Annotated in this window: 14 protein-coding genes; 3 read left to right on the top strand and 11 right to left on the bottom strand. The window is 72.8% G+C overall.

Annotation, left to right across the window (positions count from 1 at the left end; genetic code table 11):
• Nucleotides 1–226 precede the first annotated feature (226 nt).
• Complete coding sequence (locus ACFYPM_RS23750) at nt 227–1,087, top strand: hypothetical protein (RefSeq protein ID WP_387200740.1); 861 nt, start codon at nt 227–229, stop codon at nt 1,085–1,087.
• Nucleotides 1,088–1,157: 70 nt separating this feature from the next.
• Here ACFYPM_RS23750 and ACFYPM_RS23745 read toward each other — a convergent pair whose 3' ends face one another.
• The 7 genes from ACFYPM_RS23745 to ACFYPM_RS23715 all read right to left on the bottom strand — a co-directional run bounded on the left by ACFYPM_RS23745 (nt 1,158) and on the right by ACFYPM_RS23715 (nt 8,026).
• Nucleotides 1,158–1,577, bottom strand: coding sequence for a VOC family protein (locus ACFYPM_RS23745; RefSeq protein WP_387200737.1), 420 nt, complete (start codon nt 1,575–1,577; stop codon nt 1,158–1,160).
• Entirely contained in the window at nt 1,574–1,981 is a 408-nt protein-coding gene (locus ACFYPM_RS23740; RefSeq protein ID WP_387200734.1) for a VOC family protein, read from the bottom strand. The genes ACFYPM_RS23745 and ACFYPM_RS23740 overlap by 4 nt, the downstream gene beginning before the upstream one ends.
• A gap of 160 nt (nt 1,982–2,141) precedes the next feature.
• A complete protein-coding gene (locus tag ACFYPM_RS23735; protein ID WP_387200731.1) occupies nt 2,142–3,317 on the bottom strand; it encodes a sensor histidine kinase in 1,176 nt (391 codons plus the stop codon).
• A gap of 114 nt (nt 3,318–3,431) precedes the next feature.
• A complete protein-coding gene (locus ACFYPM_RS23730) occupies nt 3,432–4,100 on the bottom strand; it encodes a response regulator transcription factor (RefSeq protein WP_387200775.1) in 669 nt (222 codons plus the stop codon).
• A gap of 85 nt (nt 4,101–4,185) precedes the next feature.
• Nucleotides 4,186–5,475, bottom strand: coding sequence for a PQQ-binding-like beta-propeller repeat protein (locus ACFYPM_RS23725; RefSeq protein ID WP_387200728.1), 1,290 nt, complete (start codon nt 5,473–5,475; stop codon nt 4,186–4,188).
• Nucleotides 5,472–6,755 (bottom strand): PQQ-binding-like beta-propeller repeat protein, encoded by a 1,284-nt coding sequence (locus ACFYPM_RS23720; RefSeq protein WP_387200725.1) that lies wholly within the window; start codon nt 6,753–6,755, stop codon nt 5,472–5,474. Before ACFYPM_RS23720 ends, ACFYPM_RS23725 begins: the two co-directional genes overlap by 4 nt.
• Nucleotides 6,752–8,026 carry a PQQ-binding-like beta-propeller repeat protein gene (locus ACFYPM_RS23715; RefSeq protein ID WP_387200722.1) on the bottom strand — a complete coding sequence of 425 codons (1,275 nt, stop codon included), beginning with the start codon at nt 8,024–8,026 and terminating at the stop codon, nt 6,752–6,754. The genes ACFYPM_RS23720 and ACFYPM_RS23715 overlap by 4 nt, the downstream gene beginning before the upstream one ends.
• A 110-nt stretch (nt 8,027–8,136) precedes the next feature.
• Here ACFYPM_RS23715 and ACFYPM_RS23710 point away from each other — a divergent pair, with 110 nt between their 5' ends.
• Nucleotides 8,137–10,032, top strand: coding sequence for a hypothetical protein (locus tag ACFYPM_RS23710; protein WP_387200772.1), 1,896 nt, complete (start codon nt 8,137–8,139; stop codon nt 10,030–10,032).
• 69 nt (nt 10,033–10,101) lie between these two features.
• Here the strand turns inward: ACFYPM_RS23710 and ACFYPM_RS23705 are convergent, their stop codons facing one another.
• Nucleotides 10,102–12,201 (bottom strand): hypothetical protein, encoded by a 2,100-nt coding sequence (locus ACFYPM_RS23705; protein WP_387200719.1) that lies wholly within the window; start codon nt 12,199–12,201, stop codon nt 10,102–10,104.
• A 155-nt stretch (nt 12,202–12,356) separates the two neighbouring features.
• On the opposite strand from ACFYPM_RS23705, the gene ACFYPM_RS23700 reads away from it, so the two are divergent.
• Nucleotides 12,357–13,550, top strand: a complete 1,194-nt coding sequence (locus tag ACFYPM_RS23700; protein WP_387200716.1) for a hypothetical protein — start codon at nt 12,357–12,359, stop codon at nt 13,548–13,550.
• Between the two features lie 208 nt (nt 13,551–13,758).
• On the opposite strand, the gene dxs is transcribed toward ACFYPM_RS23700, so the two are convergent.
• The 3 genes from dxs to ACFYPM_RS23685 all read right to left on the bottom strand — a co-directional run bounded on the left by dxs (nt 13,759) and on the right by ACFYPM_RS23685 (nt 19,293).
• On the bottom strand, nt 13,759–15,705 hold the full coding sequence (gene dxs, locus ACFYPM_RS23695) for a 1-deoxy-D-xylulose-5-phosphate synthase (RefSeq protein ID WP_387200714.1): 1,947 nt from the start codon (nt 15,703–15,705) through the stop codon (nt 13,759–13,761).
• Between the two features lie 134 nt (nt 15,706–15,839).
• Nucleotides 15,840–17,063, bottom strand: coding sequence for a class I SAM-dependent RNA methyltransferase (locus tag ACFYPM_RS23690; protein WP_387200711.1), 1,224 nt, complete (start codon nt 17,061–17,063; stop codon nt 15,840–15,842).
• Nucleotides 17,064–17,214: 151 nt separating this feature from the next.
• Nucleotides 17,215–19,293, bottom strand: a complete 2,079-nt coding sequence (locus ACFYPM_RS23685; RefSeq protein ID WP_387200708.1) for an APC family permease — start codon at nt 19,291–19,293, stop codon at nt 17,215–17,217.
• Between the last annotated feature and the right edge of the window lie 96 nt (nt 19,294–19,389).

Raw genomic sequence — 19,389 nt, 5'->3', positions numbered from 1 at the left:
GCCCCCCCGGCCGGGCGGGCCCCCCCCCCCGGGGGGCCCGCCCCCCCCCCCCCCCCCCCCCCCCGCCCCCCCGCGGCCCCCGCCCCCCCCCCCCCCCCCCCCCCCCCCCCCCCCCCGCGACCGTTTGTGATCACCCGGTCGCCCGAGGGACCGACACGGGGGCATCACCGGTTGCCGCACCGGGTTAGGATCACGCGCTTCGCACCCCCTGACTTGGAGCCAACTGATGTCTCAGCCACCGGCCAACCCGTACGGCCCGCCGCACGATTCCGCCAACCAGCCCCCGCAGCCGGGGCAGCCGCAGCAGCCGGGCCAGGCGCAACAGCCCGGTGGGTGGCCGCAGCAGCCGGGGCAGCCCGCTGGGTGGCCGCAGCAGCCGGGCCAGCAGCAGTACCCGGGGCAGCCGCAGCAGCCCGGTGGGTGGCCGCCGCCGCAGCAGCAGCAGGGGTTCCCGCCCGCGCAGCCGGGTCAGCCGTACCTGCCCGGCGGCCCGCCCCCGGCGAAGAAGTCGAACGTCGGCAAGATCGTGCTGATCGTGCTGGCGGTGGTGCTGGTGATCTGCCTGGGCGGGGCGGCGATCACCTGGTTCGCGATCCGGAAGGACGTCGGCGACGTCGTCGACGCCACCAAGACCCGGGTGGTCGCGCCGGCGACCCTCGCCGGCCGACCGAAGCTCACCGACCCGCAGCTCCAAGCGGCCGCCGACGATCTGGTCACCAAGATGAAGTCGGAGGTGCAGAACGAGACCAGCACGGTCGGTGCGTTCTACGGCGACCCGACCAAGCAGGACATCGTCATGATCGCCGCGGTGTCCGGTCTGATGACGGACCCGAAGAAGGAACTGGACGACGCCGTCAACGGGCTCACCACCGAACTGACCGTGACCAACATGGCAGCGGTCGAGGCCGGCCCGCTCGGCGGCGACGCGAAGTGCGGGGACGGCAACGCCGCCGGGAACATCCCGTTGGGCGTCTGCGTCTGGGCCGACCGGGGCAGCGTGGGCCTGGTGGTGGTCTACTTCAAGACCGCCAAGCAGGTGGAGGCCGAGTTCACCACCATCCGGGGCCAGATCGAGCAGCGCTCCTGAGCCATGCGGTGACCGAGGCCCCGGCCACCGCATGGTGGCCGGGGCCGGCCCCCGAACCGTACGCCCGCGATCAGGCCGGTTCGTTGTCTCCCGCCGCGGCCCGCGCCGCCGCTGCCGCCGCCCGCTGGGCAGCGTTGCCGAGCACGCAGAACTCGTTGCCCTCCGGGTCGGCGAGCACCACCCAACCGCCGCCGGCCGGGTTGACGTGATCGGCGACAAGCGTCGCGCCGATGCCGAGCAGCCGCTCGACCTCCTCGGCCCGGGTGCGGTCGGCGGGTTGCAGATCCAGGTGCAGTCGGTTCTTCACCGTCTTGCCCTCGGGCACGGCGAGGAAGAGCACCTCCGGGCCGCCCGGCGGCAGGAGCATCGCCTCCGGGTCACCGGGGAAGTCGTCGGGCTGCCGGGGGCAGTCGAAGACCTGTGCCCAGAATCCGGCCAGGGCGTACGTGTCGTGACAGTCGATGCTGATGTTGTGGATCGTCGAACTCACAGCTGGTCCTTCACAGTGGTGGTGGCGACACGTTCCCCGGCGCTGCGGACCACGCAGAACTCGTTGCCCTCCGGGTCGGCGAGCACCGCCCAGCCCGTACCGTCGACCCGCCGTCGGTCGGTGACCAGGGTGGCCCCGAGGCCGAGCACCCGCTCGACCTCCTCGTCCCGGGTCCGGTCGGTCGGCTCCAGGCAGATGTGCAGCCGGTTCTTGGTCACCTTGTCCTCCGGCACCTCCTGGAAGAACAGGTTCGGCGTGGTCTCGCCCGGCGGCAGCAGAGCCGCCTCCGGGTCACCCGGGGCGTCCTCGGAGTGACGGGCGTACCCGAGCACGGCGGCCCAGAAGCCAGCCAGGACGTACGTGTCGTGACAGTCAAAACTGATGTTGCGGATCCGTGGATACACGGGTGTTCCCTCCGGGTGGGATGGGACGCTCCGCTTCCGGGAGTCAGCCGGCGCAGACCCGGGGTGCGGAGTCATCATTTGTGGACATCGACGCACCCCCCTTCACTTCTCGAGCTGACAGCGTGATCTTGCCACCGGTCGAACGCCGGGCGCAACCCCGTCAGCCGGTCGCGGCGACCGCGCCGTTCACCGCCGGGGCGTCCGCTGACGGCAGGGTGACCGTCACCTCCAGGCCACCGCCGGGCTGGGCGATGACGCGCACCGTGCCGCCGTGCGCCGTGCAGACCGCCCGGACGATGGACAGCCCCAGGCCGGAGCCACGGGCGCCGGTGCGTTCCCGGCCACCGCGCCGGAACGGCTCGAACAGCCCCGGCACGTCGGCCTGGTCCACCTCGAACCCGGTGTTGCCCACGACCAGCCAGGACCGCTCGCCGTCGGTGCCGGTGCGCACCCAGAGCCGGCCGTGCAGGTGGTTGTAGCGAACCGCGTTCTCGATGAGGTTGCCGGCCAACCGGTCCAGCAGCCCCGGGTCACCGACGACCGGCGCGGGCTTCAACGACGTCTGCACCCGCAGGCCGATCCGCTCCACCTCGCGACGCATCGCCGACAACGCGTTCGCGGTGCCCGCCGAGAGGTCACACTCGGTGCGCCGGCCCAGTTGCCGCCCGGCCTGCGCCTCGCTGCGGGCCAACACCAGCAACGCGTCCACCAGGCCGTTGGCCCGCTCGGACGCGTCCCGGACGACCGTAGCCATCCGGCGGTACTCCGCGGCATCCGCGTCGTCGTCGCTGAGCGTCACCTCGATCTCGGTACGCATCACGGCCAACGGAGTACGTAGTTCGTGCGAGGCGTTCGCCACGAAGCGCTTCTGCGCCTCGAACGCGGACGCGATCCGGTCCAGCATGGCGTCGAACGTCTTCGCCAGCTCGGCCACCTCGTCGTCGGCGCCCGAGTAGCCGATCCGCTGGTCCAGGGTGGCCTCGCCGAGGCGCTGCGCGGTCGCGGTGACCTGGTGCAGTGGGCGCAGCGCCCGGCCCGCCACCGCGTACGCGCCGGCCACCCCGACCACGCTGATCGCCAACAGCGCGACCAGGCCCTTGGCCAGCAGTTCCCCGGACGCGGCGTCGACCAGGCGCCGCTGCCACTCGGCGGCGTCCATCCGGCCGCCGTCGGAGAGCAGCACCGTCGTGCCGGGCAGCAGCTCGTCGGTGGGGCGCAGCGCGTCCCGGACCAGCAGCCAGGCCAGCAGCACCAGGATCGCCCCCGCGCCGACCAGCAGCACCCCGTTGAGCAGGGTCAGCCGTAACCGCAGGGTGGGCCGGACCCGGCGGCTCACCGTGCGCCCTCGGTTCGCGACTGCGGGGCTCGCAAACCCGGCGCACTCCTCGCGCTCACCGTGCGCCCTCGGTTCGCGACTGCGGGGCTCGCAAACCCGGCGCACTCCTCGCGCTCACAGCCCCACCTCGGCCGTGCGGTAACCCGCGCCCACCACGGTCTCGATCAGCGGCGGGTCACCGAGCTTCCTGCGCAGCGTCATCACGGTGACGCGGACGATCGTGGTGAACGGGTCGGTGTTCGCGTCCCAGACCCGTTCCAGCAGTTCCTCACTGGAAACCACCGCGCCGCGGGCCTTGAGCAGCTCGCTGAGCACCCCGAACTCCTTGTTGGTGAGGTCGACCGGCACCCCGGCCCGGGTGGCCACCCGGCGGGCCGGGTCGAGCACCAGGTCGGCCAGTTCGAGCACCGGCGGCGCGGCCGGGGTGGCCCGCCGGCCCAGCGCCTGCACCCGGGCGACCAACTCGTCGAAGGCGAACGGTTTGGACAGGTAGTCGTCCGCGCCGAGCTGCAACCCCTCCACCCGGTCGGCTACCGTGCCGCTCGCGGTCAGCATCAGCACCCGGGTCAGCGCACCGGAGGCGGCCAGATCCGCGCAGATCTGGTCACCGTGCACGCCGGGCAGGTCGCGGTCCAGCACCACCACGTCGTACCGGGTGACGAACGCCGCCTCGTGGCCGGCGTCGCCGTCGTACGCCACGTCGACCGCCATCCCCCGTTTGCGCAACCCGCGCGCGATCGCGTCGGCGAGGTTGCGCTCGTCCTCCACCACCAGTACCCGCATCCCGGCCTCCTCGCTGCTGACCACCGACAACCTAGTGCCAGCCGGCAACCATCCTCCCTCGCCGCCCGCCCGGGCCAGCCGGTGATCAGTCGCGCAACCGCCAGATCTGGTACGGGCCGCCCGTGCCAGCGCAGAGCAGGTGGCCCACGATCGCCTGGCACCGCCCGGTGGCGTCCGGCAGCAGGTCCGCGACGCGCGACTTACCGGCGGAAACGTCCAACTCCCCGACCAGCACCCCGCCGTCGGGATGCGGGCGGACGCCGAGCAGCCGACCACTGCTGTCGAGTTGGTACAGCTCCCACCGGCCCAGGTTGGCGGCCTCCTGGCCGGTCCGCACGTCGACGACGAAGACGTCCCCCAGCGGATCGCTGCTGCGTACGCTGGCCACCAGCTGACCGCCGGACGGCCAGGCCCACGCCCAGCGGTCGCTGCGCCAACGCACCTCGCCGGTCGCGGGGTCGACCCCCCACAGCCCACTGGAGCGGGTGCCCAGACACAGGACGGCGCCACAGCCCTGCACGAAATCGATCTCGCCGATCGTGGTGCTCCAGCGCCGGTCCAGCCGGTCCAGCCCGTACGCGGTGAGCGCGCCCGGTTGCCCGCCGGCGGTCAGCAGCAGGTCGTCCTCCACCTGCACGTACCCGAGTGGCCCGCCGTCGGGTGGCCGCAGGTCGGCGCGGGCCAGCACCGCCCCGGTCAGCGCGTCGCGTACCTCGACCGGTCCGCGCACGTCGCTGAGCACCAGCCGGTCCGCCTTCTCCCCGACGGGCTGCGCGGTGACGCCGGCGGTGGGGGTGCTCAGCTGCCAGCGCACCGTGCCACAGCAGGGGTCGACCACGCGCAGGCTGAGTGGCTGGTCCTCGCCGACGGACTGCAGCAGCACGTTGCCGTCCGCCAGCTCGAAGGAGCCGCCCGGCTGTTGCCAGCGGTACGCCCCGGTCGCGCGGTCCAGCGCCACGGTGAGAGTGTCCCGCGCGTCCGCACCGATCTCGTACCCGGTGAGCAGCAGGAGACCGTCCTTCGGCTGGATTCCCCAGAAGCGGGCCCGGCCGGGCAGCGGGGTGTCCCAGACCGGCTCGCCGTCGGACAGCCGGAAGGCGGCCAGCCGCCACTGCGGCGCCTGGACGGTGACCGGATTGATCACCAGGACCAGGTCGTCGTCGATCTGCACGTCGGCGCCCGCCTCGGCGGGCACCGTCACCACGGTCCGCCCCGGCGGCGGCGGCGCGGCGGCGGCGAGGGTGGCCAGCACGAGCAGCAGGGCCAGCGCGCAGCGTAGCGGCCGGCCCTTGGCGCGGGGTGGGCGGGGCGACGGCGCCGGCTCCAGCTCCGGTCCGTGCCGCAGCTCACCGAGGTCGATCACCGAGCCGCTCACCGGGACACCTGGAACAGCCGGTACGACCCGTCCACCAGCTGGCAGAGCAGGAGGCCGGGAATCGCCTGGCAGTTGCCGGCGACGTCGGGAAACACGTCCAGCACGCGCGCCTCCCCGGCGCGGACGTCCAGCTCCGCGACGACCATCCCGCCGTCCGGGTGCGGACGCGTGCCGATCAGCGGGCCGTCGCGGTTGACCACGGCCAGCTCCCACCGGCCCAGGTCGGCCACCTTGTCGCCGGTCATCGGATCGAGCACGACGAGCGGCTGTGGAGGGTCGGCGACGGGCGCGGACACCAGCCGTCCGTCGTACGGCAGGACCCACTCCCAGCGGTCGCTGTGCCACCGCACCTGGCCGGTCGCGGGATCGATCCCCCACAGCTCGGGGCGACGTCGCTGCGAACACAGGACGGGGCCGCAGTCCTCGATGAAGTCGATCCGATCGGTGCTGGTGGCGCTCCAGCGCCGCTCCAGCCGGTCCAGCCCGTAGGCGGTGATCGTGGTCGGCGTCCCGTGGCTGGCCAGCAGGAGGTCGTTCACCACCTGCACGTACTCGTACGATCCGCCCTCGGGCGGGCGCAGGTCGGCCCGGATGAGCTCCGTGCCGGTGATCGCGTCATGCACCTCGGTATGTCCCGTCCTCCGGTGGAGCACCACCCGGTCCACTCCGCGGGCGTCCTGCCGCAGGTTGACGGACTCGGCGGGGTCGGTCAGCTGCCAGCGCACGACGCCGCAGCAGGCATCGACCGCGCGCAGGGTGACCGGCTCGTCGTCCGCGCCGGACTGCAGCAACACGTTGCCGTCGGCCAGCAGGGTGGGGTGGCCCGGCTGCTGCCAGCGGTACGCCCCGGTCTCCCGGTCGAACGCCAGGGACTGGACGTCCTGCTCGGGCGGCAGCACCTCGTAGACCGTGACCAGCAGGGTCCCGCCCGCCGACGTGACCGCCCAAATCCGGCCCTGCACCGGCACCGCGGCCTGCCAGAGCAACCCGCCGTCGGGCAGCCGGAAGGCACTCATCCGCCGCCGCGTCGGCTGCCCCGGGTCCGGGTCGAGCACCACGAACAGATCGGCGGTTAACAGCGTCTCGGCGGCGAGTTGCGCGGGCAACGTCACCGCGGCCGGGCGGGGCGGCGGCACGGCGGCGGAGACGAGCGTGGCCAGCACGAGCAGCAGGACCAGCGCGCAGCGCAACAGCCGACCGTTCGCGCGGGGCGGGCGGGGCAGCGGATCCGGATCCGGGCCGGCCCGGAGCTCACCGAGGTCGATCACCGGGTCGGTCACTGTCCCAGCCGCCACAGCGCGGTCGAGCCGTCGAGACGCTGGCAGAGCAGGATCGGCAGCGACGCCTGGCAACTGCCCGCGATGTCCGGCAGCACGTCGAGGATCCGCGCCTGGCCGGCCGGCAGGTCCAGGGCGGCGACGACCAGCCGGCCGTCGTCGCCGTGCCGCAGCCCGACCAGCGGATCATCCAGCCGGAGCACCTGCATCAGGTCCCACTCACCCAGCTCGGTGCGCGTTCGCCCGGTCGCGGCGTCGCGCACCGCGTACTGCCGCCCGAAGCCGGCCATCAGCAAATGGTCGCCGCGTACGTCGGCCAGCAACTCCCCGCCCGGGTCCGACCAGCGCACCACGCCGGTGGCCGGATCGAGGACCCGGAGGCTGCCGTCCTGCCCCGACACGCAGAGCAGGTCGGCACAACCGACCACGAAGGACACCGGAGACACCTGCGCCGTCCACCGCTGCTCCAGCCCGACCAACTCGTAGGCCACCACCATCGGGACGTCCCCGGGTGTGAGGAGCAGCAGCAGATCGTCGACGACCTGGACCCGCTGGAACACCGATCGGTCGCCGGGCAGCGTGTCCACGCTGCGCAGCAGGCGGCCGCTGTCGGCGTCGTGCACCTGAACCTCGCCGGCGGGCTGCACCAGCACGAACCTGTCGACCCGACCGTCGATCACGTGGTAGCCGGGGCCGGAGGGCGACAGCAGGGGCACCGACCAGAGAACCCGGCCGGTGTCGGGGTCGATCCCGCTCATTCCGTCCACCCCGTTCTGGCGGACCTCGGTCAGCAGCAGCCCGCCGCCGGCGATCGGTACGGGGGAACCACGACGCTGCCACCGCTGGTGGCCCGTCTCGGCGTCGAAGGCGGTGGTCTCGATCACCCCGTCCTCGGCATCGACCCCAGTGAGTAACACCAGCCCTCGCTCGATCCGGACGCCGAGGTAGTCGTCGCCGCGGGGCACCGGCGCCCGCCACCGCACACCGGCGCCGTTCGGTGCCGGCTGGGTGTACGCGGTCAGGTGCCGGTCCTGGTCGGCTGTCGGGGGGTCGATGACGATGACGCCGTCCGCGGTGAGGAAGACGGTGTCCGCCCGCGACGTCGGCACCACGGTCATCGTCCGTTCCGGCTGCGGTGTCGCGCCGGCCGGCAGCAGCACGGCGAGCAGCAGCACGGCGGCGCCGCGCAACGGGCGGCCGGCGGACCGGGGCCGGCGGACCGGCGGACCGGTGGTCGACTCGTCCCCGATCTCACCCAGCTCGATGATCGACAACGACCATCCTCCCCGTGCTGGCCGGCGAGTGACGTCCGGCAAACCGACCGTGAGTGCACCGGCCCGGCAAAAGCGACGGACCCGCGCCTGTACGATGGCGCGTCGTGGCTGTGCCGGTGGTAGACCCTTCGCTGAATCCCGTTACCGACGCCGACCCGGCCGAGGTCGAGCCGACACGGCGGTCTCGACGCCGCCCGGCCCGAGCCGACCTGTTGGCCCTCGGAGCCTATGTGCTGCTCGGCGTCTTCGTCTGCCTCAACTACGCCGGTGACGTCACCGGCCGGGTCTCCTCGCACCTGCCCACCGACCACAGTTGGTTCGAGTGGTTGTTCGCGCACGGCGCGTACTCGGTGCGGCACCTGGAGAACCCGCTGTTCACGGACCGGCAGAACGCCCCGGACGGCGTGAACATGATGGCCAACACCTCACTGCTCGGGGTGACCCTGCCACTGGCCCCGCTGACCCTGCTGCTCGGCCCCCAGGTGGTGTACGCGCTCTATCTGGGTGCGGCGCTGGCGGCCACCGCCGGCACCGGGTACTGGATGCTCTCCCGCCACCTGGTGCGCTCCCGGGCGGCGGCCTTCGTCGGCGGCGCGTTCCTCGGCTTCGCGCCGGGAATCATCCACCACGCCAACGGTCAGCCCAACTTCGTGTCCAACTTCCTGTTGCCGCTGATCGTGGTGCGGGTGCTGCGCCTCGGCGAGCCGGGCCGGTGGCGGCGCAACGGGCTGGTGCTCGGCGCGCTGGTGACGTACCAGATCTTTATCAACGAGGAGATGCTGCTGCTCACCGCGCTGGCCTGTCTGGTCGTCGTGCTGGCGTACGTCGTGCAGCGGCCGCGCGCCGCCTGGGCGGCCGCCGGCACGTTCGCGGCCGGGCTCGGGGTCGCCGGCGGGCTGGCCCTGGTGCTCGCGGCGTACCCGATCTGGTTCCAGTTCAACGGCCCGCAGTCCTACCGGGGCCTGCAGGGTGGCGTCTTCCACAACTGGGGCGAGGACCTGATGGCCTTCGTCACCTTCGCAAGGGACACCTGGGCCGGTGACCCGGCGGTGGAGCAGACGATCGGGCTGACCGAGCAGAACACCTGGTTCGGCTGGCCGTTGGTGCTGCTCTCGCTGGTGTCCCTGGTGCTGCTCGTGCGCCGGTCGATGGCCACCCGGATCGTCGCGGTGCTGATCGTCGTGTTCACCGTGGCCGCGATCGGGCCGATTGTGCGTTTCGACGGGGTGGAGACGACGGTGCGCGGCCCGTGGTCGTACGTGCCGGACGACCTGCCACTTGTCGAGATGATGATGCCGACCCGGCTGACGCTCGTGGTCGCCGCCGCGGTGGGCGTACTGCTCGCGTTGACCTGGGATGCCGCGCACCGCCAGGGGCGCGCGGTGGCCGAGGACGCGCGGGTGCCGGCCCAGCGCGTCGACGAGCCGACCCCGGCGACGTCCGACGACCCGGCCGCTCCCGCGCCGGTCGCGGCGCGTCGTCGGTGGCTGCGCCCGGTGGGGTACGCGGCGGTCACCCTCGCCGTGCTGCCGCTGCTGCCCCGGCCGCTGCCCGCCCAGCAGATCGACCCGCCACCGCACTTCATCACCGCGGGCGGCTGGCGACCGTACGTGCCGGCGGGCCGGACCCTGGTGCCGGTGCCGATCCCGAGCAACGTGCACGGCCTGCCGACGCTGCGCTGGAGCGCGCTGACCGGGCAGGAGTTCCCCGTCCCGGGCGGTTACTTCATCGGGCCGAACGAGCTGGGCGAGGGGGTCTTCGGTGCGCCGAACCGGCCCACCAGCACCCTCATCTACTCGACCATGGACAAGAACGCGGTCCCGGCGCTCACCGCCGAGAACCGTCGCCAGGCCGTCGAGGACCTGCGGTTCTGGCGGGCGTCGGTGGTGGTGCTCGGGGGGCACCCGCGCGAGGCGGTGCTGCGCGATCTGGTCACCGGCCTGATCGGGCCGCCGCAGCGGGTCGACGACGTCTGGGTCTGGGACGTCCGCGCCCTGGTGGGTTGATCGGTCGATGAGGTCCCCGAGCCGGGGCGTGCTGGCCGCCATCGGGGGCGACGTCGTCCCCGGTGGCTGTCAGACCGAACGGTCGCTGAGCGCCCGCACGTCCCACACCCAGACGTCCAGCTCCTGGCGACCCGGACCAACCAGCTCCTCGACCGTCCGCCGCAGCGGCTCGGCGTTCTGCTGTCGCAACGGCAGCACCAGGATCGCCGCCCGCCAGTGCCGCAGCTCGTCGGCGAATCGACGCCGCTGCCGGTCGTCCAGCTTCGGCATCCGGCCGGTCGTCGCCACCTCCTCCAGCATCTGGCCCACCCCGCTGGGTCGGCCGCCGAACCGGCCGGCGTCACCGGTGTTGCCGTTGCGGGGGGCGAGGAAGTAACCGCCGGGAATCTTGAAGTCGAGGTTGGTGGCCGCCGCCCAGCGCATGCCGTGCGTGTTGCCCATGCTGGGCACCGGGATCGGCACCAGCGTCTGGTCCGGCCCGACGTACGCCCGCCAACGGTCGGCGGTGATGAAGTCCGGCACCGGCGGCCGGGAGACCATCCGCAGCGGCATCGGGGCGATCGGCAGCAGCGCGAACGCCAGGCCCGCCGCGGTGAGCGTCCGGACGGTACGCCGCTCGGCAGGACGCAACGCCCAGGCTCGTTCGACGGCGAGCGCGAGCAGCAGGCCGACCACCACGCTGGTGATCAGACCGAACCGGGTCGGCACCACCGCGTCCAGCAGCGGCAGGTGGACGAGCATCTGCCACGGCCCGGTGACCAGCTCCCGATCCCACCAGGAGACGCGCTCGCCGAGTGAGAGCACGGCGAAGAGCAGGCCCGTCGCCGCGAGCGCCCGGACGATCAGCTCCCGGCGCAACCAGACCACGATGCCGATGGCGATCAACGACAGGCTCCAGCCGAAGAAGGCGTTCTCCTCGGAGTAGTTCGGCGCGAGGTTGATGTTGGCGCGCTGGTTGCCGCCGAGGGTGGGCGAGCCCGGGGCGAAGAAGGCGGCGATGTCGTTGCCGTAGTCCTTCACCGCGTCGCTGAGCCCGTGGTAGGCCATCGGCCCGGCGAACTGCACGTACAGGGGGTACGCCAGCAGCGCGCCGGCCAGCAACGCGCAGGTCACCACACCGGCGCCCAGGGGCCGCCACGCGGCCCGCCAGCGGGCGGGCTCCTGCACGAGCACCGCCAGCAGGAAGACGCCGCACGCCAACGCCGTGAAGAGCAGGATCTCCTCGTTGATGAACGCCTGCGCGGTGACCAGCAGGGCGAGCAGCGCGCCGTCGCGGACCGGCCGGGTAGACCGGGTGAGCACCAGCACCCGCCAGACGATGAACGGCAGCAGGAACTGGCTGATGATGTTCGGGTGCCAACTGGCGTGCGAGAGCATCGCGGGTGAGAAGCCGCAGAACCAGCCGCCGGCCGCCGCCGCGAGCGGGGTGCGCACCAGGTGGCGGGAGAGCATGAGGTACCAGGCCAGGGCGGTGCCGGCGAGGCCGAGCGTCACCAGCAGCACGAAGGAGACCGCCGGCCCGAACAGCAGCGTCACCGGGACCATCGGGATGCCCAGCGCCAGCACGGCCGTGTTGGCCATCAGGTTGACGCCGTCGGGGTAGTTGAACTGCTCGGTGTAGAACGGGTACTCGCCGTGCAGCACCACCCGTACCGAGTGGGCCAGGAAAAACTGCACCTGGGCCGGGTCACCGGTGTAGAGCGAGGCCACCCGACCGGACGGGTCGAGCCAGATCCGGCTGGTCACCCAGAGCGCGGCGAGCAGGAACAACCCGCCCACCGCCAGGTGCTGCCGCCGCCGCGTCCACCCACGCCACCACGCCCGCGACGGTACGGCCGCCGCGCTCTCCCCGGACTCGACCGGCGCGGTCGCCTCCGCCGGAGCCGGCACGACGGTCTCCGCCGGCGGCGCGGTCGCCTCCGCCGGAGCCGGCACGACGGTCTCCGCCGGCGGCGCGGTCGCCTCCGCCGGAGCCGGCGCGGTCGCCTCGGCGGGGGTGGTGCGGGTGGGGGCGGTCGCGCGCGCCTCGGCCGGCGCGGCGGAGGCGCTGGTCAGCGCGGCAGGGCCGGCGAACTGGCCGACCGGAGTGCGAGAGCTCACCATCTCGCCGGAGCCGGCTGCCGACTCCGGGTGCGGCGCGGGCAGGGCGCGGGACTCGGCAGGCGTCACAGTCGGCGGAGTCTACCGGAGTAACCAAAACGCACTAAAGCCCCGGTGGCGTCCACTGTAGGTGGTCCGGCGACGACCACCTGAGGTCCGGCACCGGACATCTCGTACTATGGCGCTTTCCGACAGCGACGGCGAGGCGATCGGGGGCGGGCCAGGTGACTCCAGGCCGTCGGTACGGCAGGACGCTCGCCGTCCTGCTGAGTGCGCTGTTGGTCAGCACGGCATGCGGTCCGGTCGCGGATCGCAAGCCACAGGACCTGCGGGTCGGGTACGACAGCCTGGATGGCACGCTGGCGGTGTGGCCGCCGCGCGGCGATCTCTCGGGCGACGGCACGGCGACGGCAGCGGTCACCGCCGCGGTTCGTGACTGGCGGTCGCCGGCCGACGACCGCGCGCACCTCCCCACGTCCGGCATCCTGTTCTCCGGTCGGGTCGATGGTGCCCCGATGGCGATCGTGGCCGCCGACGTGCCCGGCGAGAGCGCCTCCTGGCTGCTGCAACTCACCCGCGACGGCGATCGGTACGCGGTGACCCGTGCCACCGAGTACACCGACCCGGGTTATCTCGTCTACTCCGACGTACTGCCGGTGCAGACCCCCGGCGGCCGGCGCTACCTGATCTCCGCCCGGGTGCAGACCCTGGTCGGACCACAGGAGCGGACGCTCACCGTCGCGGACGGCCTCAGCGCACCTGTCGACGTGCCGGCCTGCACGGCTGTCGCGGTGACCGCGACCCTCCGAACCACCGAGTCGTTGCCGCGCGGGCGGGCCGCCGACCGGCTGCTGGATCTGGGCACCGGCACCGTCGATCCGCGCTATCCCCTGGTCCGGGACGAGTCCGGCACGGGACGGCGGGCGCTGACCGGGCTGGACACCTGTGTGCTGGCCGGCGACCGGGGTCCGTTCGGCAGCATTCCGCGCCGGATCGGCGACCGGGACGCCCCGCGCTCGGTGCCGACGTCTTGGCCGATGGCGAAACTCACCGTCCGCTCGCTGGGTGAGGTCGCCCTCGGAGGTGGCGCGGCGGCGGAGTTGCAGCAGCTCAACTGGGATACCGACGCCGGCGCGATGACCGCCGTGATCTACCGACCGGCCGACGGCGGCGCACCCGTCGTCTCGCCCGCGGACCGGGCCACCCCGCTGCAGGCGTACCAACTGCCCGTACCCGGTCAGCCGCTGGTGGTGCTCAGTTGGCGGGCCACCCGGGACAGCTCGCTGTCCGTCCCGCCGGGCACCCCGCTGCTGGTCGAGCGCCCCGGCCTGGCGGTCATCCCCAGCCCGTCCCGCTCCCAGACCTACAGCCTCGCCAACTCCGACAAGACCCACTACCGCTCAGTAAAACCCCACTGACCCACCCCCACCCCCCACCCCACCCCCACCCCACCCTGGTCCCCGCCCCCACCGCGCCGATCTTGCACTTTCTGCCCCGACAAATAGCCGCGAAGCGCACATTACGACGACCGAAAGTGCAAGATCGGCGCGGCACAGGGGCGGGGCGGGGCGGGCAGCGGGGCGGGCGGTCCCGGAGGGGCCGCCCGCCGCTGGTGTCGCGAGGTGGTCAGTTCTGCGCGGCCGCGTCGCTGGGGGTGAGGCGGTCCGGGGTGGCGTCCAGGCCGGAGATCCAGCCGGTCACGTTGCGGGCCACGTCCTGGGCGGTCAGGCCCAGGTCGGCGAGGATCTGCGCGCGGGTGCCGTGCGGGTGCCACTCGGCCGGTACGCCCAGGTCCTTGAGCGGCACCCGGACGTCGGCGTCACGCATGGCCTGGGCGAGCGCGTCGCCCACCCCGCCGACCCGGACCCCGTCCTCGACGCTGACCACGAGCCGGTGGCGGGCGGCCAGGTCGACCAGCTCCGCCGGAACCGGGCGCACCCAGCGGGGGTCGACGACGGTGACCCCGTAACCCTGCTCGGCGACCCGGGCGGCCACCTCCATGCCCAGCTGGCCGAAGGAGCCAACGGCAACCAGCAGTACGTCGGTACGCGCCGACTCGGTCAGCACGTCGACCGGGCCGACCCGGCGCAGCGCCGGCAGGTCCGCGGCGACCGCGCCGGTCGGGAAACGCACCACGGTCGGGCCGTCGTCGACGGCGAGCGCCTCGCGCAGCTCCTCGCGCAGCGTGGCGGCGTCCCGGGGAGCAGCGATCCGCAGGCCGGGCACGACCCCAAAGACGGACATGTCCCAGATGCCGTAGTGGCTGGGGCCATCCGGGCCGGTGATGCCCGCCCGGTCCAGCACGAAGGTCACCGGCAGCTTGTGCATCGCCACGTCCAGCAGGACCTGGTCGAAGGCGCGGTTGAGGAAGGTGGCGTAGACCGCGACCACCGGGTGGAGGCCGCCGAGGGCCAGCCCGGCCGCCGAGGTGGCGGCGTGCTGCTCGGCGATGCCCACGTCGTACACCCGCTCGGGATACTTACGGGCCAGCTTGGCGATGCCGGTCGGCTCGGCCATCGCGGCGGTGATGCCCACCACGTCCGGGCGTTCGTCGGCGATGGCCAGCAGCTCGTCGGCGAAGACGTGCGTCCACTTCACCGACGGGGCGGCCAGCAGCGCGCCGGTCTCGACGTCGAAGGCGCTGCCGGGGCCGTGCAGGCAGTCCGCCTCGTCCTCCTCGGCCGGGCGGTAGCCGTAGCCCTTGCGGGTGACCGCGTGCACGATCACCGGGCCGCCGAAGTTCTTGGCCGCGCGCAGCGCCGCCTCGACCGCCGCCACGTCGTGCCCGTCCACCGGACCCACGTACTTGATGCCGAGGTCCTCGAACATGGCCTGCGGGGCGACCGCGTCCTTGATGCCCTTCTTGACCGCGTGCAGCACCTCGTACATCGGCTTGCCGACCAGCGGCGTGGAGCCGAGGGCGTCCTTGACCGTGTCGAGGACCTTCTCGTAGCCGGGGTTGAGCCGCAGCGAGGAGAGGTGGTCGGCCAGCCCGCCGATGGTCGGCGAGTAGGAACGGCCGTTGTCGTTGACCACGATCACGAGGGAGTTGCCGGCGGTGGCGATGTTGTTCAGCGCCTCCCAGCACATGCCGCCGGTCAGCGCGCCGTCGCCGACCACGGCCACGACGCTGCGGGCTTCGCCCCGCAGGGCGTACGCCTTGGCCAGGCCGTCGGCGTAGGACAGCGCGGTGGAGGCGTGCGAGTTCTCGATGAGGTCGTGCTCGCTCTCCGCCTGGCTGGGGTAGCCGGAGAGGCCACCGCGCTGGCGGAGCTTGTCGAAGCCGGCCTGGCGGCCGGTGAGGATCTTGTGCACGTACGACTGGTGACCGGTGTCGAACAGGAGCCGGTCGCGGGGGGAGTCGAAGACGCGATGCATGGCCAGCGTCAGCTCGACCACACCGAGGTTGGGCCCGACGTGCCCGCCGGTGCGGGAGACCTTGGCGATCAGGAAGTCACGGATCTCGGCGGCGAGGACGTCCAGTTCCTCACCGGACATCCGCTTGACGTCCTGCGGACCGCGGACCGTCCCCAGCAACCGGCCGTGGTTGGCCGTGTCCTCTTCAACACTCATGACCGGAGAGTCTATCGGCCGCCCGGCACTCCGCAGCCTGGGCCGAGTGGCCCGAGCCGCGCGGGTGGGCTGAGCGCCTGGTCAGAGGCGGATCCGCAGCCGCCGCCGGAGGACCGGAGTACGAGGATTGCCGGTCAGCGCTCGACCGGAGGCAGCAGCAGTCCGACGCACTCGACGTGCTGCGTCATCGGGAAGAGGTCGAAGCCCCGCAGCGCCGCCAGCCGCCAACCCAGCTCGGTGAAGGTGCGCACGTCCCGGGCGAAGGCCGCCGGGTCACAGGCCACGTACGCGACCGCCCGTGGGCCGGCGGCGACGACGTCCCGCACCACCTGGGCGCCCGCGCCCGAGCGCGGCGGGTCGAGCACCACCACGTCGACCGGGCCGGTGATCCGTCGACGGGTGAGCGCGGTCTCCACCCGGGCCGCCACCACCTCGACCCGGGGCAGGTCGGCCAGGTTGGCGCGGGCCGCGTCCACCCCGTCCCGGCTCGACTCGACAAGGGTGATCCGGGCAGCGCCGACCCGGCCGGCGAGGGCGGCGGCGAACAGCCCCGCGCCGCCGTAGAGGTCCCACGCGGTCTCGCCCGGCTGCGGGTCCAGCAGCTCCAGCACCGCCGCGCAGAGGGTGTCCGCCGCGGCCGGGTGCACCTGCCAGAACCCGGACGCGGGCAGCGCCCAGTCCCGGCCGGCGGCCACCTCGCGGACCTCGGTCGGGCCACTGACCGGGGTGGGTACCCCGTCGCGGACCGCGGTGACTGTCACGTCCCCGCCGGTGCTGGCGACGGTCTCCACCGCCTCGGCGGCCGGCCAACATTCGGCGAGCACCGGCAGCCGCTGGATGGCCGGGTGGGCGATCCGGCACCTGTCGATCGGCACCACCTCGTGCGAACGGTGCTTGAGCAGGCCGGCCCGGTCCGCGGCGTCCACGGCGTAGCGGACCCGGGAACGCCAGCCCAGCAGCCCGCCGGGCAGCGCCTCGACCCGGACGCCGAGTTGGTCCAGCTCGGCGTCGGTCAGCCCACCCAGGCGGGTCAACTGTTCACGCACCACGGCGGTCTTCCAGGCCAGTTGCGCCTCCGGGGCGACGTGCTGCAGGTCGCAGCCGCCACACGCACCCGGCTTCGCGTACGGGCAGGGCGGCTCGACCCGGTCCGGTGAGGCTTGCAGCACGGTCACCGCGTCGGCCCGGACGAACCCCCGGTGCACCTCGGTGACCTCCGCGATGACCCGTTCGCCGGGCAGCGCGTGCCGGACGAAGACCACCTGCCCGTCCACCCGGGCCACGCAGTGCCCGCCGGGGGCGACCGCGTCGACCGTCAGCTCGACCCGTTCCGCCTCGGCCAGGCCACGCTCAAGCACCGAAGGCACCGAAGGCACCGAAGGCACCGAAGGCACCGAAGGCACCGACGGCACCGAAGGCACCGAAGGCACCGACGGCACCGACGGCACCGCAGGCACCGCAGGCACCGACGGCGGGTCGGCCGGGGTGGCGGGCTGGTGTGCGCCGGGCTCAGTCACGGCCGGTCCCGACCGGGCCGCCGTCGATCGGGCGAGTCTCGGGCGCCGGGGCGGAGGCGACCGGCGGAGCCTCCGGCGCTACGGTGCCGCGCGGCCCGCGCGCCGGGGTCCGGGACAGCGTCGCGTCCAGCCGGTCCAGGTTCTTGCTCGCCGTCGAGGCGAGCTGCCACGGCACGCTGACCACCATCACCCCCGGTTCGAAGAGCAGCCGGCCCTTGAGGCGCAAAGCGCTCTGGTTGTGCAACAGGTTCTCCCACCAGCGACCCACCACGTACTCCGGAATGAAGACGGTGACCACGTCCCGGGGCGACTTGCGGCGGGTGTTGGCGACGAAGTCCAGGATCGGCCGGGTGATCTCCCGGTACGGCGAGTCGATCACCGTGAGCGGAATGGCCATCTCCCGCCGCTCCCAGTCGGCCTGCAGGTCGCGGGTGTCCTTGTCGTCCACGTTGACGGTCACTGCGGTCAGCGTGTCCGGTCGGGTGGCCCGAGCGTAGGCGATGGCCCGCAGCGTCGGCTGGTGCAGTTTGCTGACCAGCACGATCGCGTGGTTACGGGCGGGCAGCACGGCCCGGCCCTCGTCCGGCGGGGTCAGCTCGGCCGCCACCCGGTCGTAGTGCCGGCGGATGGCCAGCATCAGCAGGTAGATCACCGCCATGGCGGCGATCGCGATCCAGGCGCCGAGCAGGAACTTGGTGATCAGCACGATCACCAGCACCGTGCCGGTCAGGCCCATGCCGAACGTGTTGATAGCCCGGGACCGGATCATCCGGCGCCGCGCCTCCGCGTCCCGCTCGGTGCGCAGGCGCCGGTTCCAGTGCCGGATCATGCCCGCCTGGGAGACCGTGAACGAGACGAAGACCCCGACGATGTAGAGCTGGATGAGCCGGGTCACCTCGGCCTGGAAGCCGACGATCAGCACGATCGCGAACAGGGCCAGGAAGGTGATGCCGTTGGAGAAGGCCAGCCGGTCGCCCCGGGTGTGGAACTGGCGGGGCAGGTAGCGGTCCTGGGCGAGGATCGAGCCAAGCACCGGGAAACCGTTGAACGCGGTGTTCGCCGCCAGGAAGAGGATGAGCGCGGTCATCCCGGCCACCACGTAGAGCAGGATCGAGCCGGAGCCGAAGACCGTCTCGCCGAGCTGGGTGGTGACCGTCTTCTGCACGTAGCCGTCGGGGCCGGCGACGATCTGGAGCGCCGGGTCCTCGACGAACTGCAGGTGGGTCAGGCGGGCCAGCCAGATGATCCCGACCAGCATGCTTACCGAGATCGCACCCAGCAGCAGCAGCGTGGTGGCGGCGTTGCGACTCTTCGGGGCCTTGAACGCCGGCACACCGTTGGAGATCGCCTCGACGCCGGTGAGCGCGGCGGCGCCCGAGCTGAACGTCCGCAGCAGCAGGAAGACGAGCGCGAAACCGGTCACACTGTGCTCGGCCTGGATGACCAGGTCAGCGCTGGGCGCCCGGAGGTCGTCGCCCAGCACGAAGACCCGGAAGAGCCCGGTGAGCAGCATCCCGCCCATCACGATGACGAAGCCGTAGGTGGGAATGGCGAACGCGGTGCCGGACTCCCGCAGGCCGCGCAGGTTGACAGCGGTCAGCAGGACCACCGCGATCACCGCGATCAGGACCTTGTGGGTGGCCACGAACGGCACCACCGAGCCGAGGTTGGCCACCCCGGACGAGACCGACACCGCCACCGTGAGCACGTAGTCCACGAGCAGCGCGCTGGCCACCCCGACTCCGAACTTCGGACCCAGATTGACCGTGGCCACCTCGTAGTCGCCGCCACCGGAGGGGTAGGCGTACACGTTCTGCCGGTAGCTCGCCACCACGGTGAGCATCACCACGACCACCGCGAGGGCGATCCACGGGGAGAAGAAGTACGCCGAGGTGCCGGCGATGGAGAGGGTCAGCAGGATCTCGTCGGGCGCGTACGCGACGCTGGACAGGGCGTCGGAGGCGAACACGGGTAGCGCGATGCGCTTCGGCAGGAGGGTGTGCTGAAGTCGGTCGGACCGGAACGGTCGACCGAGCAGAAGCCGCTTCAGCAGCGAGGTGGGACTGGCCACGAACGCCAAGAGTACGACCACCGCCGTGGGAGCGCGGGGGTGGGCGATCGTGGCTGCCGGGCACCACGGGGTACGGTCGGTCCCCGCTCCGCACCG

It is taken from the genome of Micromonospora sp. NPDC005203 (assembly GCF_042872705.1).
Taxonomy (GTDB): Bacteria; Actinomycetota; Actinomycetes; order Mycobacteriales; family Micromonosporaceae; genus Micromonospora.
Note: the sequence above shows the minus strand (reverse complement) of the source record. Positions and strands in the feature narration are given on the sequence as shown.

Excerpts from the sequence above, each read along its gene's own strand:
- ACFYPM_RS23750 (WP_387200740.1), top strand. The coding sequence starts at position 227 with ATGTCTCAGCCACCGGCCAACCCGTACGGCCCGCCGCACGATTCCGCC.
- ACFYPM_RS23730 (WP_387200775.1), bottom strand. The coding sequence starts at position 4,100 with ATGCGGGTACTGGTGGTGGAGGACGAGCGCAACCTCGCCGACGCGATC.
- dxs (WP_387200714.1), bottom strand. The coding sequence starts at position 15,705 with ATGAGTGTTGAAGAGGACACGGCCAACCACGGCCGGTTGCTGGGGACG.